The 25245-nt window shown below is 55.9% G+C and carries 22 protein-coding genes, 2 tRNA genes and 1 rRNA gene; 8 read left to right on the forward strand and 17 right to left on the reverse strand.

Annotated elements, in window-relative coordinates:
- Positions 1-144 precede the first annotated feature (144 nt).
- From panD to dksA, 10 genes are all read right to left on the reverse strand, one after another.
- Positions 145-525: an aspartate 1-decarboxylase gene (gene panD, locus AC5TBW_RS01700; RefSeq protein ID WP_495510427.1), complete on the reverse strand. Its 381-nt coding sequence runs from the start codon at positions 523-525 to the stop codon at positions 145-147.
- 24 nt (positions 526-549) lie between these two features.
- Complete coding sequence (gene panC, locus AC5TBW_RS01705) at positions 550-1422, reverse strand: pantoate--beta-alanine ligase (protein ID WP_495510428.1); 873 nt, start codon at positions 1420-1422, stop codon at positions 550-552.
- A 56-nt stretch (positions 1423-1478) separates the two neighbouring features.
- Positions 1479-2270, reverse strand: a complete 792-nt coding sequence (gene panB / locus AC5TBW_RS01710) for a 3-methyl-2-oxobutanoate hydroxymethyltransferase (RefSeq protein ID WP_495510429.1) — start codon at positions 2268-2270, stop codon at positions 1479-1481.
- A 153-nt stretch (positions 2271-2423) separates the two neighbouring features.
- The gene (gene folK / locus AC5TBW_RS01715; protein WP_495511896.1) at positions 2424-2918 is read right to left on the reverse strand and encodes a 2-amino-4-hydroxy-6-hydroxymethyldihydropteridine diphosphokinase; all 495 of its coding nucleotides are present in this window, start codon (positions 2916-2918) and stop codon (positions 2424-2426) included.
- A 10-nt stretch (positions 2919-2928) separates the two neighbouring features.
- Positions 2929-4311 carry a polynucleotide adenylyltransferase PcnB gene (gene pcnB / locus AC5TBW_RS01720; protein ID WP_495510430.1) on the reverse strand — a complete coding sequence of 461 codons (1383 nt, stop codon included), beginning with the start codon at positions 4309-4311 and terminating at the stop codon, positions 2929-2931.
- A gap of 882 nt (positions 4312-5193) precedes the next feature.
- The gene (locus AC5TBW_RS01725) at positions 5194-6582 is read right to left on the reverse strand and encodes a sigma-54-dependent transcriptional regulator (protein ID WP_495510431.1); all 1389 of its coding nucleotides are present in this window, start codon (positions 6580-6582) and stop codon (positions 5194-5196) included.
- Entirely contained in the window at positions 6560-9508 is a 2949-nt protein-coding gene (locus AC5TBW_RS01730; protein WP_495510432.1) for an ATP-binding protein, read from the reverse strand. The genes AC5TBW_RS01725 and AC5TBW_RS01730 overlap by 23 nt, the downstream gene beginning before the upstream one ends.
- A complete protein-coding gene (locus tag AC5TBW_RS01735; RefSeq protein ID WP_495510433.1) occupies positions 9498-9674 on the reverse strand; it encodes a hypothetical protein in 177 nt (58 codons plus the stop codon). The genes AC5TBW_RS01730 and AC5TBW_RS01735 overlap by 11 nt, the downstream gene beginning before the upstream one ends.
- 1 nt (position 9675) lies before the next feature.
- Positions 9676-10587 carry a tRNA glutamyl-Q(34) synthetase GluQRS gene (gene gluQRS, locus AC5TBW_RS01740; protein ID WP_495510434.1) on the reverse strand — a complete coding sequence of 304 codons (912 nt, stop codon included), beginning with the start codon at positions 10585-10587 and terminating at the stop codon, positions 9676-9678.
- Between the two features lie 99 nt (positions 10588-10686).
- Positions 10687-11124, reverse strand: a complete 438-nt coding sequence (gene dksA / locus AC5TBW_RS01745; protein WP_008958813.1) for an RNA polymerase-binding protein DksA — start codon at positions 11122-11124, stop codon at positions 10687-10689.
- Positions 11125-11340: 216 nt separating this feature from the next.
- Between dksA and AC5TBW_RS01750 the strand changes: the two genes are divergently transcribed.
- Positions 11341-12501: an aminotransferase class I/II-fold pyridoxal phosphate-dependent enzyme gene (locus tag AC5TBW_RS01750; RefSeq protein WP_495510435.1), complete on the forward strand. Its 1161-nt coding sequence runs from the start codon at positions 11341-11343 to the stop codon at positions 12499-12501.
- Positions 12501-13229, forward strand: coding sequence for a DNA/RNA nuclease SfsA (gene sfsA / locus AC5TBW_RS01755; RefSeq protein WP_495511897.1), 729 nt, complete (start codon positions 12501-12503; stop codon positions 13227-13229). Before AC5TBW_RS01750 ends, sfsA begins: the two co-directional genes overlap by 1 nt.
- Positions 13230-13368: 139 nt before the next feature.
- On the opposite strand, the gene AC5TBW_RS01760 is transcribed toward sfsA, so the two are convergent.
- The 6 genes from AC5TBW_RS01760 to AC5TBW_RS01785 all read right to left on the reverse strand — a co-directional run bounded on the left by AC5TBW_RS01760 (position 13369) and on the right by AC5TBW_RS01785 (position 17983).
- Positions 13369-13818, reverse strand: a complete 450-nt coding sequence (locus AC5TBW_RS01760; protein WP_495510436.1) for a DUF4426 domain-containing protein — start codon at positions 13816-13818, stop codon at positions 13369-13371.
- Between the two features lie 46 nt (positions 13819-13864).
- Positions 13865-14458 carry a methionine biosynthesis protein MetW gene (gene metW / locus AC5TBW_RS01765; RefSeq protein ID WP_495511898.1) on the reverse strand — a complete coding sequence of 198 codons (594 nt, stop codon included), beginning with the start codon at positions 14456-14458 and terminating at the stop codon, positions 13865-13867.
- The gene (gene metX / locus AC5TBW_RS01770) at positions 14458-15669 is read right to left on the reverse strand and encodes a homoserine O-succinyltransferase MetX (protein WP_495510437.1); all 1212 of its coding nucleotides are present in this window, start codon (positions 15667-15669) and stop codon (positions 14458-14460) included. Before metX ends, metW begins: the two co-directional genes overlap by 1 nt.
- A gap of 69 nt (positions 15670-15738) precedes the next feature.
- Positions 15739-16332, reverse strand: a complete 594-nt coding sequence (locus AC5TBW_RS01775; protein WP_495510438.1) for a YggT family protein — start codon at positions 16330-16332, stop codon at positions 15739-15741.
- Positions 16333-16387: 55 nt separating this feature from the next.
- Complete coding sequence (proC, locus tag AC5TBW_RS01780) at positions 16388-17212, reverse strand: pyrroline-5-carboxylate reductase (protein WP_495510439.1); 825 nt, start codon at positions 17210-17212, stop codon at positions 16388-16390.
- A 63-nt stretch (positions 17213-17275) separates the two neighbouring features.
- Positions 17276-17983 carry a YggS family pyridoxal phosphate-dependent enzyme gene (locus AC5TBW_RS01785; RefSeq protein WP_495510440.1) on the reverse strand — a complete coding sequence of 236 codons (708 nt, stop codon included), beginning with the start codon at positions 17981-17983 and terminating at the stop codon, positions 17276-17278.
- A 32-nt stretch (positions 17984-18015) separates the two neighbouring features.
- Between AC5TBW_RS01785 and AC5TBW_RS01790 the strand changes: the two genes are divergently transcribed.
- Together AC5TBW_RS01790 and AC5TBW_RS01795 are read left to right on the forward strand one after the other, a co-directional pair.
- Positions 18016-19059, forward strand: a complete 1044-nt coding sequence (locus AC5TBW_RS01790) for a type IV pilus twitching motility protein PilT (protein ID WP_495510441.1) — start codon at positions 18016-18018, stop codon at positions 19057-19059.
- Positions 19052-20227, forward strand: coding sequence for a PilT/PilU family type 4a pilus ATPase (locus AC5TBW_RS01795; RefSeq protein ID WP_495510442.1), 1176 nt, complete (start codon positions 19052-19054; stop codon positions 20225-20227). The genes AC5TBW_RS01790 and AC5TBW_RS01795 overlap by 8 nt, the downstream gene beginning before the upstream one ends.
- Positions 20228-20248: 21 nt before the next feature.
- Here AC5TBW_RS01795 and AC5TBW_RS01800 read toward each other — a convergent pair whose 3' ends face one another.
- Positions 20249-21388, reverse strand: a complete 1140-nt coding sequence (locus AC5TBW_RS01800; RefSeq protein WP_495510443.1) for an anhydro-N-acetylmuramic acid kinase — start codon at positions 21386-21388, stop codon at positions 20249-20251.
- Positions 21389-21533: 145 nt separating this feature from the next.
- On the opposite strand from AC5TBW_RS01800, the gene tyrS reads away from it, so the two are divergent.
- The 4 genes from tyrS (at position 21534) to AC5TBW_RS01820 (ending at position 25042) form a co-directional block, all read left to right on the forward strand.
- Positions 21534-22733, forward strand: coding sequence for a tyrosine--tRNA ligase (tyrS, locus tag AC5TBW_RS01805; RefSeq protein WP_495510444.1), 1200 nt, complete (start codon positions 21534-21536; stop codon positions 22731-22733).
- A 424-nt stretch (positions 22734-23157) separates the two neighbouring features.
- Positions 23158-24690, forward strand: a 16S ribosomal RNA gene (locus tag AC5TBW_RS01810).
- A gap of 83 nt (positions 24691-24773) precedes the next feature.
- A tRNA-Ile gene (locus AC5TBW_RS01815) sits at positions 24774-24850 on the forward strand.
- A 116-nt stretch (positions 24851-24966) separates the two neighbouring features.
- A tRNA-Ala gene (locus AC5TBW_RS01820) sits at positions 24967-25042 on the forward strand.
- Positions 25043-25245 lie beyond the last annotated feature (203 nt).

Below are 25245 nucleotides of genomic sequence, written 5' to 3' on the forward strand. Positions count from 1 at the left end.
GAAACCAGATGCCCGATAGGCGTGCTCTGTCAGCCGTCTCTTCAGCATAGGGGATGGGTGTGCTTTGCGGCAATACGCTTTTATAGGCAAATAAAAACGGGCCAACATGTGGCCCGTCAGGAGAAAGCGTTAGAGGCACTAAGGCTACGCTAACTGCACCGGAATAATATTGCTGGTGTGGCTAACGTGATTGCCTTCCTGAAGATACACCAGCGAGGGCTGGTGCTTTTCCAGCTCGGCTTCGGAGTAGTGGGCGTAGCTGCAGATAATAATGCGATGTCCAGGTGCGGCAAGGTGGGCCGCAGCGCCATTGATCGAGATAAGCTTAGAGCCTTCCTCGCCGCGAATGGCGTAAGTAGTGAAGCGTTCGCCGTTCTCCACGTTATAAATCTGGATCTGCTCATTTTCGCGAATGCCCGCCATATCCAGCAGGTCGCCGTCGATGGCACATGAGCCTTCGTAGTTGAGTACCGCGTGAGTGACGCGCGCCATGTGAAGCTTGGCTTTGAGCATAATAGTGTGCATGTGATTTCCTCTATTACCCGTTGTTTATTCGCTGACGTCAGTGACCGCGCTGGCCGGGAGTTGAATAGTGATATTGTCGATTAACCGCGCCGGGCCTAGCTTTGCCGCTGCCAGCAGTACCGCGTGGCGGGTGGTTGGGCTAACCGATGCCAGCGATGCGTCACGCAACTCCAGGTAGTCCGGTGTAAAACCAGCTTCACTTAACGCGACCTTGCCCTGATCAAGAGCCTCTTCAATCGGGGCTCCGCGCTCCAGAGCATCGCGCAGCATACATAAGGTTCGGTAGAGCGCAGGAGCGGTTGCGCGCTCCGCGCTATTTAAATAGCCATTGCGGGATGAGAGCGCCAAGCCATCCACCGCACGCACGATAGGTACCCCGATAATCTCAATCGGCATATGCAGGTCGCGCACCAGCTTACGAATGACCGCAAGCTGCTGGTAATCCTTCTCCCCAAAGCAGGCGACGTCTGGCTGTACGAGGTTAAACAGCATGCTCACCACGGTAGAGACGCCGTCAAAATGGCCAGGTCTCGAGCCGCCACACAACCCTTCGCCCACCACGGGGACATGAACGCGAGTTTGGGTGTCTAGCCCGTTTGGATAGAGCGAACTTACCGCTGGCGCGAAAAGGACATCACAGCCAGCTTCAACCAGTTGCGCCTGATCGGCGCTAAAGGTACGCGGATAGCCATCCAAATCTTCGCCTGGGCCGAACTGCATCGGGTTTACAAACAGGCTGGAAACTACAATGTCAGCGTGCTGTCGCGCGCAGTCGACCAGCGCTAAGTGGCCAGCGTGCAGGTTGCCCATGGTCGGCACCAGAGCAATGCGCTGACCGCGCTGCCGGTGTTCTCGCAGCGTGCTGCGTAGCTGATCAATTTCTCGCAAGGTGCGCATAGTCGAGATGTCTTCTTCTAAAAGCGGTCTTTAAAAAGGGTCTTCAATAACGGTATTTAAAAACAATGCTCTTGGGCCGGGAACGTGCGTGATTTGACCGCTTCGTGGTAGTGCTGGAAAGCCGTTTGAATACTGTCAGCGTCAACCATAAAGTTTTTAACGAAGCGTGGCGTGCGGCCATGGGTAACACCGAGAACATCGTGCATCACCAAAATCTGACCGTCGGTGTCAGGACCCGCACCAATGCCGATCACCGGTACGTCCAGCGCTTCGGTGACTGCTTTGCCCAGGCTAGCGGGAACGCACTCTAGCAGAATTACCGAAGCACCCGCATCGGCAAGAATCTTGGCATCGTTGATGATTCGCTCAGCTTGAGCAGTTTCGCGGCCCTGTACCTTATAACCCCCAAGTTGGTGGACGGTTTGCGGGGTTAAGCCGAGATGCGCACATACCGGGACGCCGCGGCGAGTCAGTTCACGAATGCCATCGGCCATCCAGGCTTCGCCTTCCAGCTTGACCAGCTCAGCACCCGCGCGCATAACCGCACCGGCATCTTCCAGCAGTCGCTCGGTGGTGGCATTGCTCATAAATGGCAGGTCAACCATCAGCAGGCTATGGCCTTTGCCACGTGCAGCGCAGCGGGTGTGGTAAACGATGTCGTCAATAGTGACCGGTAAGGTGCTGTTATGGCCTTGTAGCACCATGCCTAGCGAATCGCCGACCAGCAGTACATCAATGCCTGCCTGGCTGGCCGCGTGGGCAAAGGAGGCATCGTAAGCGGTTAGGCAACTGAACGTCTCGCCAGCCTGCTTGTAGGCCTGCAGCGTGCTTAGAGTGACGGTTTTCATGGCGTGCTCTCTTTATACAAGACCACTGCGACATAGGCAGCGGCCATTATTTACGCTGCATCCCTGCATGCGCGAAGTGGCGTAACCGGCAATTGTTACCTGAATGGGGTGTCGGTGTCGAGATATGTGTCAGATGGTAGCGTCGAGCGCGCGCTAGGCGTTGGGTAGTCGTACCAAGCCCTGGTCTTCAACGCGTCTAAGCCATGCTGTCAGCGGCTCTTGGAGAAGATCGAGTGAAGGCGCAATCTCTGCCAGCGGTAACAGTACAAAGGCTCGGGCGGTCATTTGCGGGTGGGGGACGCGTAGGCGTGGTTTGTCGATAGCGTCGTTGGCGTAAAGCAGCAGATCAAGGTCTAGCGTTCGAGGGCCCCAATGCCGCTGTCGGCGGCGGCGATGCTGCTGCTCTAACGCCTGAAGCTGGTCGAGCAGCGCCAATGGCGAGAGGTGTGTTTCCAGTGCCGCCACGGCGTTGATAAAGTCCGGCTGATCCTGCGGCCCCACCGGGCGACTGGCATACAGCGAGGACGCTGCGGTGACTCGACTAAGCGGCAGCAATGCAAGTTCATGAAGGGCTTCGCGAACCTGATCAACGGGTGACTCAAGATTGCTGCCAATGCCTATATAAGCGAGTTGGGGTAATGCGCCCACGTCTGTTTCGTTACTCTGCTGCACGTGGCTTACGCCGCCGTTTGCGACGACGATCACCCTGGCTCGCCGGATCACCGCCCACTTTTTGCAGTAAACGCCGCTGTTCGTGCTCATCGCCACGTTGAAACGCAGTCCACCAGTCGCCTAAACCATGGGGTATCTCGCCCGCCTGTTCGCGCAGCAGCAGTAAATCGTAACCCGCACGGAAGCGAGGGTGTTCTCGCGTTTGAAAAGCTTTTTTACCGCGGCGTTGAGGAAGTCGCTGCTGTAATTCCCAAATTTCACGCATGGGAATCCCAAAGCGCTTAGGAATTGAGGTGAACTCTAACTGACGGGAGACCACCTGCTGAGCGGCAGCTTGCAAGGCGGGAATCGCCGGCATGCCCTCTTTTTCCAGCTCTTCCTGGCGCTGTTTGACCGGCGCCCACAGAAATGCTGCTAGCAGAAACGCAGGCGTGACCGGGCGCTCTTCGGCAATGCGTTTGTCGGTGTTAGTCAGCGCTTGCTCAATCAGCTCCTCGGCCCAAGCAGCATCGGCCATGGCTTCTTCAGCTTCAGGGAAGAGCATGCCGAACAAACCGTAGTGGCTGAGTAGTCGGAAGGTTACCAAACCGTGGCCCGACATAAACAGCTTGAGCACTTCATCAAATAGCCGAGCAGGGGGAATCTGCAGCAACAGCGGCGCCTGATCGTACATTGGTTCTTCAGTGGCTGGGTCTAACGTAAAGTCGAGCTTAGCCGCAAAGCGAACTGCCCGGAGCATCCGAACCGGATCTTCGCGGTAACGAGTCGCTGGGTCGCCAATCAGTCGCAGAGTGCGGGTCTTGATGTCCACGGCGCCATTAGCGAAATCAGTGATGCTAAAATCGGCGATGTTGTAGTAGAGGGCATTAACGGTGAAGTCGCGACGTAGCGCATCCTCTTCGATATTGCCCCATACATTGTCACGCAGCAGTAACCCTTCATCGGACTGGTGGGCAATATGATCGCCATGCTCGTCTTGGGGTTTGCCACGGAAGGTGGTGACCTCAATGACCTCTCGGCCAAAGCGTACGTGGACAATCCGAAAACGGCGGCCAATTAGGCGTGAGTTACGAAACAGATCACGAACTTGCTCGGGGGTCGCATTAGTGGCGACGTCGAAATCCTTAGGCATCTTGCCAAGCAGCGCATCGCGAATGCAGCCACCCACCAAATAAGCATCAAACCCAGCGCCGCTAAGGCGATAAAGCACTTTTAAAGCGGCATCACTAATATGCTGGCGAGAAACAGGGTGCTCGGACCGAGGAATGTTACGCGGAGAGAGAGTCGTGGTGGTGCTCTCTTGGGGATCGAGCAAGGTTTTCAATTGCTCCCCCGGGCTGTGTAGGAAACGGGTAAATCCTTTAAACATGCGATAATTTCAACTCGCAGGGTACGTAAAAATAGTCATTAGCAAGTACTTCAAAGGAGTACTGAACATAAACAATTAGTGGCTGAGTGTAGCCGACCCTTGATGGCTTGCAAAGAGTGGCTTGCGAAGCACTTGACGCTGACGTGTAAGCTCAAGCGCCAAACACGGAAAGGGGAGGCTAAGAGAGCCTCCCCTATTAAGCAATTAATCAGCATCCATGCTGCTGTTTTTCTTCATGATGGCACATCGCCCTGAATACGCACCGCAGTCGGTAGGCGTAAGGATCACGATGGTTCCGACCGCCTCGTATTCAAAACAATAATCCAACCGCGAACTTTTCTCCCCCCGGGGAATTATTATTAGCGCCGGGGTGTACACATTGACTGCTATTGTTGTTATTTGTGTGCTAAGTGCTGGTGTACGTCGCGTCCTTTCGGGCTACTTGCTAATTTTATAATTGTTTGCGGCACCTGTGTTGCCTGTGCCAGCAAGTAATGAGATTCAAGCCTGTTGTTCTTGTTAGTACCTTTATCTCTACCTGGCCCTGTTGTTTTTGTTGTGGCTCAGGTTGGGGCGTGGTCATGTTGTTTTTGTTAGCGACCTACCGCTATGCCCAGTTGTTTTTCTTAACCAGTAATACTGCAGGCGGTGTGCCACCTATGAGATAAATTATGAATTTCAAAAGGTTGGCGTTTTTTTAAATAGACAGGAACTTTGCAGCGCGAGAAGTGTTACCCATTACTCTACCGTTTGTGCGCGTTGTTGTGTGGGAAGGTAACAGTGCCTGTGGCCTTCTAGGTGGAATGTTTCTTAATTAAATCAGTGTATTAGACGATAGTCGTAGATAATCGCAGCGTGTTGTTTTGGCTCGTTAACAAGCCTTTAACCTGGGCGACGAGCGGTTTTTTTACGCGGTATGCCAAGCCGCTGGCGACGTTCCCAAAGGTTTTTTCGGCTGATGCCAAGTTTTTGCGCCAGTTCGGTTTCACTCATTTGATCCTGATGTTCGAGCACAAAATGCTGAAAATAATCCTCTAAGGAGAGGTCATCTTCATTCTCTTCAGCGATTTTGTCTGGGCTGCCGCCGGTAGCCGAGGTGTTGTTTGATAGCCCATGAGGACGAGCGGTGATGGGCCCTAGGCCTAAATCATCCGGGTGGATCAAGTGTCCTTCCGCAAGTATCACTCCGCGCTCAAGGGCGTTTTCCAGCTCGCGCACGTTGCCTGGCCAAGGGTAGTCACGTAGGTCTTGGCGAGCTGCACGGGATAGGCGTAGGCCTGTGCGCTCATGTCGTTTGCACGCTTTTTCGAGCAGAATATCAGCAATCTCAAGCACATCATCCTCGCGCTCGCGCAGTGGCGGCAGCTCGATCTGCATTACATTCAGGCGATAGTACAGGTCGAGACGAAACTCGCCGGTCTTCGACAGTGCGCGCAGGTCGCGATGGGTAGCGGCAATCAAGCGGACGTTAACGTGGCGGGTTTCGACCGAGCCGATTTTGCGAATTTCACCCTCTTGTAATACGCGCAACAGGCGCGCCTGGGCATCCAGCGGCAGCTCACCAATTTCGTCCAAAAACAGCGTGCCGCCGTCGGCAGCTTCGACTAAGCCAGTGCGCGCCGCGCTGGCGCCGGTAAAAGCACCTTTCTCATGACCAAACAGTTCAGATTCGATCAGCGTTTCTGGAATCGCCGCACAGTTAACGCTAATAAGCGATGCTTTGGCGCGCTTGCTTTGCTGGTGAATGGCACGTGCCACGAGCTCCTTGCCCGTGCCAGATTCGCCAAGAATCAAGACGGTGACATCCGCAGGCGCCGTTTTACTGATGCGGGTGTAAACCTGCTGCATGGCAACGCAGTTGCCTATCATGGTCTGCCGCCCGCCGCCAGCGTCGGTGATGTTCGGCGGCGGACTCTGCTGCATCGATTGTTTATGCAGAATGCGCTCGACAGTTTCCAGTAGTTCCGCGTGATCAAATGGTTTCGCAACGTAGTCCACGGCGCCCAGTTTGAGCGCTTCGACTGCGGAACGCATGCTGGCGTAGCTGGTCATGATCAGCACTGGCACGGGTGCTGCAGCGGCAATTAAGGAAGTGCCTGGCTCGCCAGGCAAGCGGAGATCGCTGATGATGAGGTCAAACCCCGTGAGTTCAAGCAGGCAGGCCTCTTCAGCGCTGGCTGCTTCGCTGACCGTATAGTCGTGGCGTTCCAGCAGGCGCTTTAACGCGCTGCGAATAATGGCTTCATCTTCAACAATCAGAATCCTGGGCATGGGCTGGCTGATCATCCTGTTGGTAAAGCGGCAACCATAACGTAATGGCAGTGCCGCGAGGCTGTCCGGGCGGTGGCGATGCCACGTCTATTTTACCCTGGTGCTCATTGATAATCTGATAAGCCAGGGAAAGACCGAGGCCGGTACCTTCGCCTGCTGGCTTGGTGGTGGTGAATGGCTCAAATAAGTGGTCACGTACTCGGGGATCAATCCCCTGGCCGTTGTCCGTTATTCGCCACCAGGCAAGCTGGTCATCGCACCCGGCGTCAATGTGCACTAGACCGCCTTGGCCGCAGGCATCTCGGGCATTGCTAAGTAAATTGACCATTACCTGGGTTAACCGCTGAGAATCACCGCGAACCACCAAATCGTCGGGCGTTTCATTGGTCAATGTAACATCCTCTCCCGAGCGGGCGAGGTGGATCAAGTGCAATGCATCTTCACTAATCGATGAAAGCGCCACAGGCGAGGCGGGAAGCGGGACCGTCTGGCGCCCGCCATGTGCAAAGCCGACCAGTGAATTGACGATTTTCGTCACCCGTTGGGTCAGTTGTTGGATCTGGTCGGCTGTTTCCAGCAGGACGGGATCGTCGGTGTCGTAGCGTAGGTTCTGAGCCAATGACGAGATGCCGGTAATGGGGTTGCCGATTTCATGGGCGACCCCGGCAGCTAATTGGCCAATCGAGGCGAGCCGTGCCGCATGCACCAGCTCATCCTCCAGCCACTTCATCTCGGTATGGTCTTCAATCAAAATGACGCTGCCACCACGGCTGTCGTGGCCACTGAGAATGGCTTTGTGCAGCGTAAGGAAGTAGTCCTTGCCATGCAGTGTGACGGCCTGTTTGTAGAGTGGCGTTGACGTTGTCTCAAGCACGTTGCCCAGCAAACTTGGCCACGGGGCGGGTAGGCTGTCGCGGCGTGAGCCGATCACGCTTTCCCCGCTAATACCTGAAAGTTGCGAGAGCGCCTGGTTCCACATCAGCAGTTCATCGTCATCGCCCAGTACGCATAGCCCTACCGGTAAGTAGGCCAATGTCTGGCGGTGGTGACGGCGTAAGCCATCGAGCTCGCGGGCTAACCCTGTCAGCCGCGAGCGGTAGGCTTCCAGGCGGCTCTCGACAAAGTGGATATCGTCGGTTTCAGGAGCATCATCGTGGCGATAGGGCAGGTAGCGGTCGACGATGTCCCGTGCGACGGAAGGCCCCATTAGGCCAGACAGGTTGGCCTGAATGCGGTCGCGTAAACGACGCAGCGCGTAGGGGCGACGCTCTTGAGGCGTTAAGTTGAGCGCTTTCAAGGCGCGGGCGACTTCACGGCTGGCGGCTTCATCGCCCAGTGCATGGGCTAAATGCGCGGAAAAGTCGCTAGCGGTGGCGGCTTCTAATGGAAAGCGCTTGGAGCGGATCACTGCGTCCACCGAGCACGCCTCTGCGGCGGATTGTTCCCCTTCAGAGATGCGCGTAAACAGCGAAATCACAATCAGCAGCAAAATATTGACGGCGAGCGACACCAGAGTGACGTTGTACCAAAGCGGCGCATCGGCAGCCGTGAACGGCGTGAAGAGCAGCACAGGCGGAGGCAGCGAAAGCATAAGCGGCAGCCACAACCCCCACAGCCAGATACTGACGCCTGCCACCAAGCCAACAATCATGCCTTTACGGTTAGCGCCAGGCCAATAGAGCAGCGCCAGCATGCCGGGCAGACACTGGGCCATGCCTACAAAAGCTGCCAACCCCAGGCCAATTAAGCCGTGGTAGCGGCCGACCCACTGATAAAACAGCCAGCCGCCAATAATCACCGCAACGACTAAGCCACGCCGCAGCCATAGCAGCCAGCCATAGAGGTCGCTACGTGCTTCAGGCGGTCTGGCCACCAGCACAATGTGATTCAACACCATGCCGGAGAGTGCCAGCGCAATCATAATCATGGTGCCGCTGGCGGCGGCTAGCCCGCCGATGAATGCCAGCGCACCGACCCACCAGTGTTCGGTCATCAAGTAGGCGGCGTAGGCGGCGATGGGTATATCGGGATTAACCGACTGAGCCGCCCACCAGATTAGAGGCACGGGCAGCGCCATTAGCAGAAGAAACAGCGGCAGCGTCCAACTGGCTTGTAGCAGGGTGTGCCGCGACAGGCTTTCCGCGAAGCTGATATGAAAGAGGTGCGGCATCATAAACGCCGCGGCGAAGAACAGTAGCAATAGGGTACGCCACTGGGCCGGGGCAAGTTTGGGCGTCTGCTGTTGAAGAGCAGCACCAGGGCCTTCCAACCACAGCTGTAGGTCGCCGGGGCCGTCAAATACCATCCACAGGGCTACCGCACCGAGCCCGAGCATGGCCAGCAGCTTAACGATGGATTCAAATGCGATAGCGCTGAGCAGCGTGTCGTGCCGACCATGGGACTGGCTGCGACGGGCGCCAAATGTCACGGCGAAAGCAGCGATGACAATGCAAAAAAGTAGTGCAACGCTGCCGCCTGCTCGGCTAGCCGTCATGATGTCGATGGCATCACTCAAGGTTTGTACCTGAATGCCCAATAGTGGCAGTACTGCTAACAGGCTGACTAACGTCACCAGCGTGCCCGCCCAACGCGAGCGAAAGCGAAAGGCGAATAGGTCTGCAAGCGACGTTAATTGGTAGGTACGGGTAATGCGCTGGATCGGCACTAACAGTACGGGAGCCAGCAAAAAAGCACCCGCCGCGCCCAGGTAGTAGGCAAGGTAGCCAAACCCTGCGTGGGCAGCCATTGCTACGCTGCCGTAGATTGCCCAGGCGCTGGCGTAAACGCCCAAGGCGAGGGTATAAACAATCGGATGACGAGTAATGTGCACCGGCACCCAGCCGCGCTCTACGGCAAAACCGCAGCCAAACAGCAGCGCTAGGTAACCCAACCCAAGCAATAGGACGCCGATTAACTCAACGTTCATCAAGCTTCCTCTTCTGCTCTAGCCAGAGCGTGAGAGCAATCAAACCGGCCCATATCGCAAATGGCCGATACCAGGCAGAGTCAGGATCGCTCCAGCCATTCATCAGCAGTGGCGAGAGCAGGTAGCCGCCAAACACCAAAAATAGCATGATGCGATAGACGTACATATCAATCTCCTGCTAAACGTAAAGAGGGAGTTAGGCGGTGTGCCGTTGGGCTTAGTCGTTTATTCGACCAGTTCGCTATCGCCCAGTGTAACTGAGTCGTCGGGGGCTCGGAGACAAGGTCTTTGGGCGGCGCTTGATCAAGCGCTTCCAGTGCCTGAAAAAGCTGCTGGCGCACACCATGTGCATCTTCCGCCAGGGCGGGGGCGAGGTTTTGCTTAGAGAGTTTTTGACCTTCCGCTGTCACGATGAGCGGTAAGTGTAGATAGCGCGGCTGGGGTAGCTGAAGGGCGCTCTGCAACTGGCGCTGCCAGGGCGTGTTATCAAGTAGGTCGCGTCCACGCACTATATCGGTAATCTGTTGCTCGGCGTCATCCACTACGACGGCGAGCTGATATGCCCATAGCCCATCTTTGCGCTTTAATACCACATCGCCCAGTTCAGCCGGGTCAAACTGCTGTTCGCCGAATAGCCGGTCTTGCCAGCGGATCGGGCGCTCGCCGCGGTCGCAGCGCAGCCGCCAAGCCACCGGTTTATTTGCATCGCAAACGCCATTCCGGCACCAGCCGGGGTAGATATCAAACGCCTGCCACTGCTTACGCGAACAGCTGCAGGGGTAGGCAAGCCCGAGCTGGATAAACTGGTCAAGAGCTAGTTGGTAAGCATCGCCGCGGGTGTGCTGCCACATGACCTCTTCATCCCACTCAAGACCAAAGGTTTCCAGTTGGCGCAGGATAGTGCTTGCAGCCCCCTGCGGACAGCGTGGGGGGTCGATATCTTCAATGCGCACCAGCCACTGCCCATTGGCCGCACGGGCATCCAGATAGCTGCCTAGGGCGGCGACCAGTGAGCCAAAGTGCAGCGAGCCAGAGGGCGTGGGCGCAAAGCGGCCACGATAGCGAACAGAATTCTTCATAGTAGCGTCGTTGTCGGAAGCTTTTGTCATGAAAAAAAGTCATTAACAAAAACGGGCACCCTTAGGTGCCCGAGTTCGAATAGAACGTTCTTTTAGCGCTCAGCCGCCGAGCTGTTTTTCTTTCAGTTCAGCCAAGGTTTTGCAATCCACGCAGAGCGTAGCGGTGGGGCGAGCTTCTAAACGACGGATGCCGATTTCAACGCCACAGGCTTCGCAGAAGCCGTAATCGTCATCATCGATGTTATCCAGCGTCTCGTTGATTTTCTTAAGTAGCTTACGCTCGCGGTCCCGAGTACGCAGTTCCAGGCTAAAGCCTTCTTCCTGGGTAGCGCGGTCGGCGGGGTCGGCGTAGTTATTCGCATCTTCCTGCAGGTGGCGTACGGTACGATCCACCTCTTCCATGAGATCCTGTTTCCAATCCAGCAGCAGCTGACGGAAGTGCGCTAGCTGCTGCTCGTTCATATACTCTTCACCCGGAGCTGGCTCATACGGGGTGAAGGACTTGGACGCTTCCGTTTTCTTTTCTGCTACTGGCATGGGACTGCCCCTTACATATGTGACTACTGATCGACCATGAGCGTATGTCACGATCTCACGCCAAAGGGATGCTTGTTTAGCTGAAAAATGGCTAGGTTGCAAGCATAATGGTGCGTTTTCGACCATAGTGTTGTGCGATAAAAAATTAGTGCCATGTTTTAGTTAGATTTTAATAGTATCCCCCAAATTTTAAAATGATGAGACGAAGGAGCCGTTATGGCCTGGAATTCACGTGTCGATCACGTTGCCCCTTTTCGGGTCATGCATTTGCTGGAAATGGCCCAGGCACGGGAAGCGCTCGGTCACGATGTGATTCATCTGGAGGTGGGCGAACCGGACTTTGCTACCCCAGAGCCGATTATAGCTGCCGGGCAGCAGGCACTTGCCAATGGCCATACCCGCTACACCCCAGCTGCGGGGCTGCCCGCGCTGCGTGAGGCGATTGCCGGGCATTATGCAGAGCACTTTAACGCCACAATAAATCCGGCGCGCATTTTGATAACCCCCGGCGCATCGGGGGCACTGCTGCTGGCTAGCCAGTTATTAGTAGAAACCGGCTCGCGGGTGCTGATGGCTGATCCGAATTACCCCTGCAATCGTCACTTTATGGCGCTAGCTGGTGCTGAGATTGACGCGGTATCCGTGGGGCGTGGTAGCGGCTGGCAGTTGGACGCTGGACTGGTCGCTCAGCATTGGCGTAAGGACACAAGCCTTGCGATGTTGGCGTCGCCTTCTAACCCCACCGGCCATACGTTGAGCGCGCAACAGCTCTCATCAGTTCTGGCGGCGGTTGCTGAGCGCGAGGGCGAGGTCATCGTCGATGAGATTTATCAGGGCCTCAACTATGACGATGCGCCGCTCTCAGCGACTTCGCTCTCCGCCAACGCCTTTGTGGTCAACAGCTTTTCAAAATACTTTGGCATGACCGGCTGGCGCCTGGGTTGGCTGGTGGCACCCGAGCATGCAGTAGAGCCATTAACGCGGCTGGCGCAGAATATGTTTCTGGCTGCACCGACGCCTTCCCAGCATGCCGCCCTGGCGGCGTTTACGCCCGAGTGCCGCACGATTCTCGAGCAGCGCCGTGAGACCCTGAAAGAGCGCCGTCAGGTGCTATTGAAAGGCTTGGCAAGCTTAGGCCTGGCGCCGGATCTACCGCCCCAGGGGGCATTCTATTTATGGTTGGATATCTCCCATTATAGCCATGATAGCCAATCCTTCTGTGAGCGCCTGTTGCTGGAAGAGAATGTGGCGATTACCCCCGGTATTGATTTTGCCGTGCGCGGTGGCGAGCATCATGTGCGTATTGCCTTCACCAATGATGTGGCGCGTTTGGAAGAGGCGGTGGCGAGGATTGCCCGCTTTGTGGGCAGGTTATGATGCTGGGCTATCCAGAGCTTGTGCCGGGCATACTGCTCAAGCGCTATAAGCGGTTTCTTGCCGATGTCCTTTTAGATGATGGCCGCGAGGTGGTCGCGCACTGTCCCAATACCGGCTCAATGAAAGCAGTGAATGTGCCGGGTTGCCGAGTGTGGCTGTCACCCAGCGATAACCCTAAGCGTAAACTGGCCTGGACCTGGGAGTTTATCGAACTGCCACAAGCCAATGGAAAGGTGGCGCTCGCCTCGGTGCATACCGGCCGTGCTAATCGCATTGTCGAAGCGGCATTGGAGGCGGGTGAACTGGCGCCGTTGAAAGGCTATGCCAGCTTGCGCCGGGAAGTGAAAGTAGTCGATGCCCGACTCGATTTTATGCTGGATGATCCATCGCGAGGGCGGGCGTATATCGAGGTGAAGCAGGTCACCCTGAAAGAGGAGGATGGCCATGGCTACTTTCCTGACTCGGTGAGCGTGCGCGGCACCAAGCATCTGCATTCGCTGCGGGTATTGGCAGAGCAGGGCGAGCGGGCGGTGCTGCTGTTTTGTGTTGCCCACGAAGGCATTGCTGACGTGGCCGCCGCAGCCCATATCGACGCTACTTACGCAGCAGCCCTTTTAGAGGCCTCGGCCCGCGGGGTGGAAGTGCTGGCCTATGGTATTGACGTGATCCGTGAGCAACAGCGTCCCATTGGAGTGCGGTTAACCCGTAACCTGCCTGTACGGCTGTAGGTAGAGCAAGCTTTGCCTGCGTTGGCATATGACCAGCAGCCGTGGGTAGTTGTAAGCAAGGATGGGTCTAAAGCGCCCTTGCATCAATCTACCTACGGCATGTCGAGAGCTATCTTGTCGAGAGCTATACAGGTGTGACTTAGCGATCAATATAAAAACGTTGAATAAAGTTCACCGGTTCAGGGGCTGCATTTCGGTCATAGCGCACGCTTAACTCAAAGCGCATGCTTTCATCTTCACGCATTGTGAAAGGCGCAATATGGTAGGTGGCATCGCCGTCATGAACGGTACGAAAGCTGAGTGACTCCTGAGCCCCGGTTAAACCGCTCACATGACCCTGAACGCTGGCATTGACGGCGCGAGTAGTGCCATCCTCCTGGCGCTCACGCACGCTAACATTGACCAAACCACGGGTAGCGCTGCGCTGGATGTTGTTCGCTTGCGCCACTTCAGGCGTCAGAAAGCTGCTGTTCACCGCGCTGTAATGAATTTCATAATCGCCAACCCGGGTGAACTGTTCAGCGTAGGCAGCAGCAGTTGTGACGAGCGTGCCGATAAGGGCGGCGCTGATCATTAGGCGACGTAACATGAGCGTATCTCCATAAATCGTCATAAGCCTTGGTAAACGTATCAGCCTATCGGCGGCGAACGCGGAAAATGGCAATTTCACCAAACAGATTGGGCCATAAACGTGATTTCCAGTGGCCTTGATGATCCCCGACACCCACCGCGCGATCAACAATCATCAGGCCCTTTTCACGGCATAGATGCTCAAAGTCATTGAATGTTGAGAGGTGAATGTTGGGCGTGTCATACCAGGCGTGAGGGAGCGACTTGGAGACTGGCATATAGCCGCGCAGACCTAAATGAATACGGTGGCGCCAGTAGGCGAAATTGGGGAAGGTGATAATGCCCTCTTCGGCGACGCGCAGCATTTCATCCAGCATCTTATCGGGGCGGCGCAGCGCCTGCAGCGCCTGGGTCATGATCACTTGATCATAGCTATTGTCGCAAAAGCTGCTTAAGCCGTCATCCAGGTTGTGCTCAATCACGCTGACGCCGCGTGCCACACATGCATTAATACCGTCATGGTCGATCTCCAGGCCATAGCCCGTCACGCCTTTATTGCGTGCCAGGGTCTCCAGCAGCTCGCCATCGCCGCAGGCAAGATCAAGCACGTGCGCCCCTTTAGGCACCCAGTCGTAAATCAGTTCAAGGTCGGCGCGCATCATGGTGTCTCCTCCGTGCTCGACTCGTCTTTACCCAGCGGGGCGAGATTCAGCTCCCGGGCGGCGCGGTTCATAAAGGCGCTGACGATAGCGTCGTAGCGTGGCTCTGAGAGTAAGAAAGCATCGTGCCCATGGGGCGAGTCAATGTTGGCGTAGCTGACCGATTTACCTGCCCGGGTGAGCGCATCGACCAGTTCCCTGGAGCGCGAAGGCGGAAAGCGCCAGTCGGTAGTAAAACTGACAATTAAGAACGGGCACTGCGCAGGCGCAAGCGCCTTGGCAAAGTCGCCGCCCTGGGTCGCCGCCGGGTCAAAGTAGTCCAGCGCCTTGGTCATCAGCAGGTAGGTATTGGCATCGAAAGCGGTGGAAAAGGTGTCGCCCTGATAGCGCAGATAGGACTCCACTTGAAACTCGACATCGAAGCCAAAATTAAGGTCATCGCTGCGCAGGTCGCGGCCAAATTTGCTGCCCATGGCGTCTTCTGACAGATAGGTGATATGGCCCACCATACGCGCCAGCTTCAGTCCTCGTTTGGGTACGGTGTCGTGCTCAGCGTACCAGCCATCATAAAACTCTGGATCTGAACGAATCGCCTGGCGGGCCACTTCATTAAAGGCGATATTCTGTGCCGAGAGCCGTGGCGTTGCGGCAATCACCACCGCGTTAGCGACGCGTTCCGGATAGGTCATGGTCCATTGCATGACTTGCATGCCGCCAAGGCTGCCACCGACGGCGGCAGCCCAGCGCTCAATTCCCAGTTGGTCGGCTAGCCGCGCTTGGCTGGCTACCCAGTCGCTAACTGTCACCATGGGGAATTCGGGCCCCCACTGGCGGCCGGTCTCGGGATTGTGACTGACCGGCCCGGTGCTGCCGTGGCAGCCGCCCAGATTATTCAGCGAGACAACAAAGAAGCGATTGGTATCGATCGCTTTGCCGGGGCCAATATGGGCATCCCACCAGCCGGGCTTGCGATCATCCTCGCTATGGTAGCCCGCCGCGTGGTGGTGGCCTGAAAGTGCGTGGCAAATCAGCACGGCGTTGCTGCGCTCAGCGTTCAGCGTGCCGTAAGTTTCGTAAATCAGCTCGTAGGCAGGCAGCACTTTGCCACACGCCAGTGCGAGGGGCGTGTCGAAGCGTGCTACGTGCGGAGTGACAAGGCCGACGGATGTCGCCGGCCGGTCTGCAAAGGCAAGAGTGTCTGAATCAGGCATTGAAGGCGCTAGTCCTGCTGAAGGTTTGCGACTGAATGAAGCTTGCTAAATAGGCACTGGCCGTCGCCATCACAACCCAACCAGCGCGCCGGAAATGCCCGCCGCACGAATCATTGAGCCGACCACCAAACCATCGATTAGGTTAATGGCAATAAACACCACGATAGGCGAAAGATCGATCATGCCCAATGATGGAACTACCTTGCGCACCGGTGCCATAATCGGCTCCACCAACTGCATGATGAGCAGAGCGCCTGGGTGGCTGGCGTTAGGTGCTACCCAGCTTAAGATGATCATGACAATCATGGCGAAGAAGTAGATTTTTAAAATCGCATTCGCCAAGGCCGCCACGCCCGCAATCAGCAGTCCAGGAATCGGTGGCATGCCAACGCCGATGACCATGAAAATGGCGACAATGCTGACGACTTTCAAGACAAAGCCTGCCGCCAACGTGGCGAGATCAAAACGACCAGCAACAGGGCCTAAAAACCCCTGAAACAGGCCGACTACCGGCTGGGTGATTTTGACCACCGACTGGCTCAACGGATTGTAGTAATCCGCCCGCGACGCTTGCAGCAGAAAGCGCAGCATCAGTAAAAAAAGGTAAATATTGATTAGGGTATTAACCAGCATTAACCCTGCACTTCCCAATTCATTGCCCATTATTATGTCTCCTTGATGATTCGTTGCGAAGCAGTGGTGTTACTGAACCGTTATGTCACTCTCCGCTCAGTTCCTTAGCCATTGCCTGGGCGCGATCAGCACATGCCTGCATGGCGCCGGCAATCGTGGTGCGCAACTGTGCCTCTTCCATATGTTGAATAGCTCGTTCGGTGGTGCCGCCCGGTGACATCACGTTCTTTTTCAACGTGGCCGGGTCTTTATCACTCTGCTGCGCCATCGTAGCGGCACCCAGTGCGGTTTGAATAGCGAGGCGGCGTGCGGTGGCGGCAGGCAGGCCGAGTTTAACAGCGGCTTCTTCCATGGCTTCGAACATCAGAAAGAAATAGGCCGGTGCACTGCCGGAAACAGCGGTCACTGCGTCCAGCAGAGCTTCCTCTTCTACCCACTCGACAATGCCGACTGCTTCCATTAGCTGGGTGGCCACATCGCGCTGCTCGTCGCTTACTTTCGCGTTGGCGTAGAGGCCGCTTGCACCATAGCCAACCAGCGAGGGCGTATTGGGCATGCAGCGCACCATGGCGTTATTGCCACCTAGCCACTGATCAATCGTATTGGCATCCAGACCGGCAGCAATCGAGATAACCAATGGCTGCTGGCGCTGTACGCTCTCGTGCAGCGCTTCGCATACGTTGCGCATGATTTGTGGCTTCACCGCCAGTACCACCACATCGGCCTCAGCCACCGCCGCATTGTTGTCGGTGTGGGTATTGATGCCCATGCGTTGTTTAATCGATGCCAGCTCGCTGTCATTTGGCGCGGTGGCGGTAATAGTAGAAGGCGCGACGCCACTGTCGATCAGGCCGCCGATAATGGCGCTGGCCATATTGCCAGCGCCAATGAAGGTAATTTTATTCGCCATGCCAGGTGTCCTTAAGTAAAAGTATGTTCAGTGTAAAGGTAGGCTACTGCCCGCCTACGCCGATTAGCGGGCGCCGAAAATCGCGGTGCCTAACCTTACCAGTGTGGCGCCTTCCAGTATCGCCGCTTCTAAATCGTCGCTCATGCCCATCGAGAGCGTATCAAGAGGCGCGTCTGGCAAGCTGCTTTGTAAAGCGGTGAACGCCTCGCGCAGCGCTGCCAAGGGCTGGCGCTGGGCGTCGATACCCTCTGCCGGAGCGGGGATCGCCATTAAGCCGCGCAGGCGCAGATTAGGCAGGGTGGCGACTTCTTTGGCCAACTCTTCTAACGCCTCCGGCAGCACACCGGCTTTGCTCTCTTCGCGGCTGATATTAACCTGCAGGCAGATGTTCAGCGGCGCAAGGTGCGTTGGGCGCTGTTCGCTGAGGCGCTTGGCAATTTTTAGACGATCAACGCTGTGCACCCAATCAAAGTGCTCGGCGACAGCGCGGGTCTTGTTGGACTGCAGCGGCCCAATGAAATGCCATACAATGTCGTCAAGATCAGCAAGCTCAGTCTGCTTCTCTAGCGCTTCTTGCAGATAGTTTTCACCAAACTCACGCTGGCCTAACTGCCAAGCCTGGCGAATCATTGCCGCAGGTTTGGTCTTGCTAACCGCTAGCAACTTGGCCGCATCCTGAGCACGTCCCGCGCCTTCTAATGCGTTGCGCAGGCGTTCACGCGCCTGATCGTATGAATGACCGAGTGACTCGTTAAGCGCGATGTCTGTCATACTCAAGCACCTTACCGCAGCTGGGAAGAGAGATGGATATTACCGAACTGCTAGCATTCTCGGCAAAGCAGAATGCCTCTGACTTGCACCTTTCGGCCGGTTTGCCTCCCATGATACGTGTTGATGGGGACATTCGTCGGCTCAATGTGCCCGCGATCGATAATAATGGTGTGCGCAAATTGATCTACGACATCATGAATGATCGACAGCGGCGCGACTACGAAGAGCACTTGGAAATTGATTTTTCCTTTGAGGTGCCGGGGATTGCACGTTTTCGCGTGAATGTTTTCACTCAAGCGCGCGGTGCAGGGGCGGTGTTTCGCACCATCCCCAATCAAGTGCTTTCCATGCAGACGCTGGGGCTTGGCGAGGTATTTGAGCGCCTGGCGATGTTGCCGCGGGGGCTGGTGCTGGTGACAGGGCCAACGGGGTCGGGCAAGAGCACCACGCTGGCCGCGATGATCGATTACATTAATGATCATCGCTACGAGCACATTCTGACCATTGAAGATCCCGTAGAGTTTGTCCACGCCAGCAAGCGCTGTTTGATTAACCAACGCGAAGTGCATCGCGACACCCATAGCTTTGCCGATGCGTTGCGTAGCGCGCTGCGTGAAGACCCCGATGTTATTTTGGTCGGTGAGCTGCGTGATCTAGAAACTATCCGTCTGGCGCTTACCGCGGCAGAGACGGGGCACTTAGTGCTGGGTACGCTACACACTACGTCGGCCGCTAAAACCGTTGACCGCATCATTGATGTCTTCCCCGGTGAAGAGAAAGCCATGGTGCGTTCGATGCTGTCCGAATCGCTCCAGGCAGTGGTTTCGCAGTCGCTGCTTAAACGCCAGGGCGGAGGCCGCGTGGCGGCACATGAAATTCTCATTGCCACGTCTGCGGTGCGCAACCTGATCCGTGAAGACAAGGTGGCGCAGATGTATTCGGCCATTCAAACCGGCGGTAGCCTTGGCATGCAAACGCTGGATGCCGCGCTTTCCCGGTTAGTGAAAGAGGGTACGGTAAGTTTGGAAGAGGCGCAGCTGAGTGCGAAGGGAACGCTGTCGATGAAGGATGACTAAGGAGCATAGAGTGCCAGGTGCCCAACTTTCGCCCACCCAGTGGCTGCATCAACTACTCGATATTATGGTTGAGCAGAACGCTTCCGATTTACTCATCTCCGTGGGTGCGCCGCCAAGCCTGAAAATGCCCGATGGGCTGGTGCCGTTGGGACAGCAGCGTTTAACCGCCCACCAGGTCAACGAGCTGGTCATCCACACGCTGCCAGAAGGGTTGCGCGAGCGGTTTGCCAGCGAGCATGAGGCGAACTTCGCGCTGAGTCGCGAGGACAAAGGGCGTTTTCGGGTCAGCGCGTTTCAGCAGCGCAACCAGATGGCGATGGTGGTACGCAGCATCGCGATTGAAATTCCTCGCCTGGAGGCGCTGGGCGTGCCGGAGCAGTTGGCTGAATTAGCTCTGGCCAAGCGCGGGCTGGTGCTAGTGGTGGGCGGCACGGGAACTGGGAAGTCGACAACCCTGGCGGCAATGATTCAGCAGCGCAACGAAACCGTTGGCGGCCATATCATCAGCATCGAAGACCCCATTGAGTACCTGCACCCGCACAAGCGCGCTATCGTCAATCAGCGTGAGGTGGGGATCGATACCGAATCGTTTGAGGTGGCGCTCAAAAATACCCTGCGTCAGGCGCCGGATGTGATTCTGATTGGTGAAATCCGCACCCGAGAAACCATGGAACACGCGCTGACCTTTGCTGAAACCGGGCATCTCTGCTTGGCAACGCTACATGCCAATAATGCCAATCAAGCGCTGGAGCGCATCATTCACTTCTTCCCCCATGAACGCCATGAGCAGATATGGATGGATCTTTCGTTGAATCTGCGTGCAGTCGTCGCCCAGCAATTGCTACCTACGATTGCGGGCGGGCGCCGTGCGGCCATTGAGATCATGCTGCAGTCGCCGCGCATTGCCGACTTGATCCGTAAAGGAGACGTCGCCGAGATTAAAGCAGCAATGGCCAAGTCCCGTGATGTTGGAATGCAGACCTTCGATCAGGCGTTGCACGACCTGCATCAGGCGGGGCATATAAGCAGAGAGGTGGCCATGGCCCACGCCGACTCGGCTAACGACCTACGCATGCTGCTCAACGTCAGTGACGCCAAGGAGCGTAACCTCTCACTAGAGGAGCAGGTGCCGAGCCATTTGGGACTGCGCGATGGCGATGATTACTAAGCGTTAGCAACGCAGCATAAGCTACGCAGCATAAATACCACCCAGCACTCGCGGGCCCTGCGCACCGGTGACCGAAGGTAAGTTGCCAGGCAGATGATTCAATCGCTGGTGAGCTAGCCAGGCAAAGGCGCCGGCTTCTATCCAGTCTTCAGGCCAGCCGTACGCCGCTGGCGAAGTGAGCGTGGCGCGAGGCAGGTGATGGGCAAGGCGCTGCATTAAGTAGCCGTTGTGAGCGCCGCCGCCAGCGGTGATCAGCGTGAGCGGGTCGTCATTGATCCGCAGTTGTTCAATCCCCTGGGCGACACTGACGGCGGTGAGCTCTGCAAGCGTCGCCTGCACATCAGCGGCGGCTTCCTGCCCGCTAAGATGTTTTCGTAGCCAATCCAGATGAAATAGCTCTCGTCCAGTGCTTCTCGGCGGTGGTTGCTGGAAAAAGGATTCTGACAACAACCGAGCTAACAGCGCTTCATCTACTTTTCCGCTCGCGGCCCAATCGCCGTCCCTGTCAAAGCGGCCCCCTTGGTGCAAGGCAAACCAGCCATCCAATAAAACATTCGCGGGCCCGGTATCAAACCCGATCACTGGGTCGCTCGGTTGGCTGGAAAGCCAGGTGAGGTTGGCAAAGCCACCCAGGTTCAGCACCAACTGATGCGCTGATGATCTACCAAACAGCGCTTGATGAAACGCCGGTGCCAGTGGAGCGGCCTGGCCTCCTGCTGCAAGGTCGCGGCGGCGGAAGTCGGCCACTACCGTGCAGCCAGTCAGTTCTGCCAACAGGCTTGGATTATCCAACTGAAGCGTATACGCCGGTCCATCGTTGTGTCCCACGGGTGCGTGTTCAATGGTTTGTCCGTGGCTGCCGATGGCGCTGACCTGTTCTACGCTCACTGAAAGGGGTGCTAATAAGTGCTGTACGGCGCGGGCTTGGCATTGACAGAACGCGTGCTCCGCTGCTGCGAGCTGAGCAAAACTCACCTGCGCTGCATGACATAGCGTGAGCAGCAGACGATGCAGATCATCCGGCATGGGCTCGGCATGGGTTGCCAACAGGCGCGGTGGCGAATCACCTTCGATGGCGATGAGTGCCGCATCAATCCCGTCCAGGCTAGTGCCGGACATCAGGCCAATATAGTAAAGCGGCGAAGCGGTAGGCGTTTTCATAAGCGAACTCGTACAAAGCTGGGCTGAGGCTAAACCAGGGTCAGCGCTAAACCAAGGCTCAACCAAGGCGAGCGAGCATGGTAACATCGTCGGCTATTTATCACCTGAGCCCGGTATGGGCGGTTCTTTATAGTGGAGAGAGGCAATGAGTGAGGTGGATCAGGCTTTAGCGCTGTTATCGCGCGGTACGCATGAAATCCTGGTAGAGGATGAGTTAAAGAAGAAGCTGGCTTCAGGCCGCAAACTGCGTATCAAAGCGGGTTTTGATCCTACAGCCCCTGACCTGCACCTGGGGCACAGCGTGTTATTAACCAAAATGCGCCAATTTCAAGACTTAGGGCACACGGTTATCTTTTTGATAGGCGATTTTACTGGTCGTATCGGCGATCCCACCGGTAAGAACGTGACGCGCAAACCGCTCACTGAAGAGGACGTGAAAGCCAACGCCGAAACTTATAAAGAGCAGGTGTTTAAAATTCTCGACCCTGAAAAGACCGAGGTGCGTTTTAACGCCGAGTGGTTTAGCGAGCTCTCCGCCGCCAAAATGATTGAACTGGCTGCCCAAAGCACCGTTGCCCGTATGCTGGAACGGGACGACTTTGAAAAGCGCTATAAAGCCAATCAGTCCATTGCTATTCACGAATTTCTCTACCCGCTGGTACAAGGCTATGACTCGGTAGCGCTTGAGGCCGATGTCGAGCTGGGTGGTACGGACCAGAAGTTCAACCTGCTAATGGGGCGCGAGATCCAAAAGCACTTCGGCCAGGAACCCCAGGTGGTCATTACCATGCCGCTGTTGGAAGGGTTAGACGGCGTGCAGAAGATGTCGAAGTCCTTGGGCAACTACATTGGTGTCGATGAAGCGCCGGGTTCCATGTTCAATAAACTGGTCTCCATGCCGGATAGCTTGATGTGGCGCTATTTTGAGCTGCTCTCTTTGAAATCGAACGAAGAGATCGACGCGCTTAAGCACAGCGTTGAGCAGGGCGCAAACCCGCGGGATATCAAAATGGAGCTGGCGCGGGAGCTGATTGCTCGTTATCACGGGGACGAAGCAGCAGCCAATGCGCACAAGTCTGCGGGTAATCAGCTGGCCGATGGCGAGCTGCCGGAAGACCTGCCGGAAGTCACGGTCGATTTTGAAGGCAGCGAGCAAGCGCCCATCGCGGCAGTGCTTAATAGAGCAGAGCTTGCGAACAACAGTGCCCAGGCCAAAGATATGTTGGGTAATGGCCGCGTCAAAGTCGACGGCGACGTCGTTGCTAAAGACACCATGCTGGCGACAGGTAAGAGCTATGTTATTCAGGCGGGTAAGAAACGTTACGCCCGTGTGACGCTTATTTGAACTTTCTGTCAAAAAGCCCTTGCCAACCCGTCAGTGAATCCGTAGAGTACGCATCCGCTGCCGGGGACGCCTAGCGTTACCAGCGGTGAATGAGGTGTAAAAGCCTTGGTTAGTCAACGAGTTAGCGGTTTTGAAAATCGCATATTGACAACCGCCAGGAAATGCGTAGAATACGCCTTCCTCGCTGAGGCAAGCCAAGTCAACGGCAAGCCGGTTGCTTTCACAGTAACCCCCGCAGCGAAACGCTCTTTAACAATTTGATCAGGTAATTCATGTGGGCGCTTGCTGACGTTGGTGACAAATCACCAAATATCAAGGCAAGCGGTCATGACAATGTAAATTGAAATGAATTCGTTTGAACCTTGAGCCAAGTTTGATTCGCTTTTGTTGCCTTCGGGTGACGAGTAAGGATCACAATGATTGTAAACTGAAGAGTTTGATCATGGCTCAGATTGAACGCTGGCGGCAGGCCTAACACATGCAAGTCGAGCGGTAACAGATCTAGCTTGCTAGATGCTGACGAGCGGCGGACGGGTGAGTAATGCATAGGAATCTGCCCGGTAGTGGGGGATAACCTGGGGAAACCCAGGCTAATACCGCATACGTCCTACGGGAGAAAGGGGGCTTCGGCTCCCGCTATTGGATGAGCCTATGTCGGATTAGCTAGTTGGTGAGGTAATGGCTCACCAAGGCGACGATCCGTAGCTGGTCTGAGAGGATGATCAGCCACATCGGGACTGAGACACGGCCCGAACTCCTACGGGAGGCAGCAGTGGGGAATATTGGACAATGGGGGCAACCCTGATCCAGCCATGCCGCGTGTGTGAAGAAGGCCTTCGGGTTGTAAAGCACTTTCAGCGAGGAAGAACGCCTAGTGGTTAATACCCATTAGGAAAGACATCACTCGCAGAAGAAGCACCGGCTAACTCCGTGCCAGCAGCCGCGGTAATACGGAGGGTGCAAGCGTTAATCGGAATTACTGGGCGTAAAGCGCGCGTAGGTGGCTTGATAAGCCGGTTGTGAAAGCCCCGGGCTCAACCTGGGAACGGCATCCGGAACTGTCAGGCTAGAGTGCAGGAGAGGAAGGTAGAATTCCCGGTGTAGCGGTGAAATGCGTAGAGATCGGGAGGAATACCAGTGGCGAAGGCGGCCTTCTGGACTGACACTGACACTGAGGTGCGAAAGCGTGGGTAGCAAACAGGATTAGATACCCTGGTAGTCCACGCCGTAAACGATGTCGACCAGCCGTTGGGTGCCTAGAGCACTTTGTGGCGAAGTTAACGCGATAAGTCGACCGCCTGGGGAGTACGGCCGCAAGGTTAAAACTCAAATGAATTGACGGGGGCCCGCACAAGCGGTGGAGCATGTGGTTTAATTCGATGCAACGCGAAGAACCTTACCTACCCTTGACATCTACAGAAGCCGGAAGAGATTCTGGTGTGCCTTCGGGAACTGTAAGACAGGTGCTGCATGGCTGTCGTCAGCTCGTGTTGTGAAATGTTGGGTTAAGTCCCGTAACGAGCGCAACCCTTGTCCTTATTTGCCAGCACGTAATGGTGGGAACTCTAAGGAGACTGCCGGTGACAAACCGGAGGAAGGTGGGGACGACGTCAAGTCATCATGGCCCTTACGGGTAGGGCTACACACGTGCTACAATGGCCGGTACAAAGGGCTGCGAGCTCGCGAGAGTCAGCGAATCCCTTAAAGCCGGTCTCAGTCCGGATCGGAGTCTGCAACTCGACTCCGTGAAGTCGGAATCGCTAGTAATCGTGAATCAGAATGTCACGGTGAATACGTTCCCGGGCCTTGTACACACCGCCCGTCACACCATGGGAGTGGACTGCACCAGAAGTGGTTAGCCTAACGCAAGAGGGCGATCACCACGGTGTGGTTCATGACTGGGGTGAAGTCGTAACAAGGTAGCCGTAGGGGAACCTGCGGCTGGATCACCTCCTTAAACGATGCGTCACGCTCAGTAAGCGTCCACAATGAATTACCTGATCAGATATAGAGCAAACGGTAAAAGCACGATCCCCTCTTGGGTCTGTAGCTCAGTTGGTTAGAGCGCACCCCTGATAAGGGTGAGGTCGGCAGTTCAAGTCTGCCCAGACCCACCAAATTTTATCTCTCGCTGCGTTATTTTATGACTCGCATAGCAGGCTATGTGTCGCCATGAAATGCCTTGCGTTAAATAAAATTGGCCAGAGGTGACTGTGACGAAGAGTGACTCGATGGGGCCATAGCTCAGCTGGGAGAGCGCCTGCCTTGCACGCAGGAGGTCAGCGGTTCGATCCCGCTTGGCTCCACCATTACGCTATCACGCTGTTTTACCTTAACTACCGTTTGTGAATGTTTCGTGACCACTGATAAGTCGCTGCGTTGTTGTATTTATTATACGCCGCTTTATCACTGTTCATTGAACAGCTGCTCTTTAACAATGTATATCATGCTGACAAGAACACTTCGCAAGAAGTGCTTCTTAAATTGTGATACGTCTCAAGCGTATCCGGCA

Source organism: Vreelandella sp. ssv (assembly GCF_059448525.1).

Bases quoted from the DNA above. Each gene is read 5' to 3' on its own strand.
- sfsA (WP_495511897.1), top strand. From the start codon at position 12,501: ATGCTGGGCTATCCAGAGCTTGTGCCGGGCATACTGCTCAAGCGCTAT.
- AC5TBW_RS01800 (WP_495510443.1), bottom strand. From the start codon at position 21,388: ATGAAAACGCCTACCGCTTCGCCGCTTTACTATATTGGCCTGATGTCC.
- AC5TBW_RS01730 (WP_495510432.1), bottom strand. From the start codon at position 9,508: ATGAACGTTGAGTTAATCGGCGTCCTATTGCTTGGGTTGGGTTACCTA.
- AC5TBW_RS01795 (WP_495510442.1), top strand. From the start codon at position 19,052: ATGACTAAGGAGCATAGAGTGCCAGGTGCCCAACTTTCGCCCACCCAG.
- gluQRS (WP_495510434.1), bottom strand. From the start codon at position 10,587: ATGAAGAATTCTGTTCGCTATCGTGGCCGCTTTGCGCCCACGCCCTCT.
- AC5TBW_RS01785 (WP_495510440.1), bottom strand. From the start codon at position 17,983: ATGACAGACATCGCGCTTAACGAGTCACTCGGTCATTCATACGATCAG.
- panC (WP_495510428.1), bottom strand. From the start codon at position 1,422: ATGCGCACCTTGCGAGAAATTGATCAGCTACGCAGCACGCTGCGAGAA.
- AC5TBW_RS01760 (WP_495510436.1), bottom strand. From the start codon at position 13,818: ATGTTACGTCGCCTAATGATCAGCGCCGCCCTTATCGGCACGCTCGTC.
- AC5TBW_RS01775 (WP_495510438.1), bottom strand. From the start codon at position 16,332: ATGGGCAATGAATTGGGAAGTGCAGGGTTAATGCTGGTTAATACCCTA.
- dksA (WP_008958813.1), bottom strand. From the start codon at position 11,124: ATGCCAGTAGCAGAAAAGAAAACGGAAGCGTCCAAGTCCTTCACCCCG.
- panB (WP_495510429.1), bottom strand. From the start codon at position 2,270: ATGAAAACCGTCACTCTAAGCACGCTGCAGGCCTACAAGCAGGCTGGC.
- pcnB (WP_495510430.1), bottom strand. From the start codon at position 4,311: ATGTTTAAAGGATTTACCCGTTTCCTACACAGCCCGGGGGAGCAATTG.
- AC5TBW_RS01790 (WP_495510441.1), top strand. From the start codon at position 18,016: ATGGATATTACCGAACTGCTAGCATTCTCGGCAAAGCAGAATGCCTCT.
- tyrS (WP_495510444.1), top strand. From the start codon at position 21,534: ATGAGTGAGGTGGATCAGGCTTTAGCGCTGTTATCGCGCGGTACGCAT.
- AC5TBW_RS01750 (WP_495510435.1), top strand. From the start codon at position 11,341: ATGGCCTGGAATTCACGTGTCGATCACGTTGCCCCTTTTCGGGTCATG.
- metW (WP_495511898.1), bottom strand. From the start codon at position 14,458: ATGCGCGCCGACCTTGAACTGATTTACGACTGGGTGCCTAAAGGGGCG.
- metX (WP_495510437.1), bottom strand. From the start codon at position 15,669: ATGCCTGATTCAGACACTCTTGCCTTTGCAGACCGGCCGGCGACATCC.
- AC5TBW_RS01735 (WP_495510433.1), bottom strand. From the start codon at position 9,674: ATGTACGTCTATCGCATCATGCTATTTTTGGTGTTTGGCGGCTACCTG.
- AC5TBW_RS01725 (WP_495510431.1), bottom strand. From the start codon at position 6,582: ATGCCCAGGATTCTGATTGTTGAAGATGAAGCCATTATTCGCAGCGCG.
- proC (WP_495510439.1), bottom strand. From the start codon at position 17,212: ATGGCGAATAAAATTACCTTCATTGGCGCTGGCAATATGGCCAGCGCC.
- panD (WP_495510427.1), bottom strand. From the start codon at position 525: ATGCACACTATTATGCTCAAAGCCAAGCTTCACATGGCGCGCGTCACT.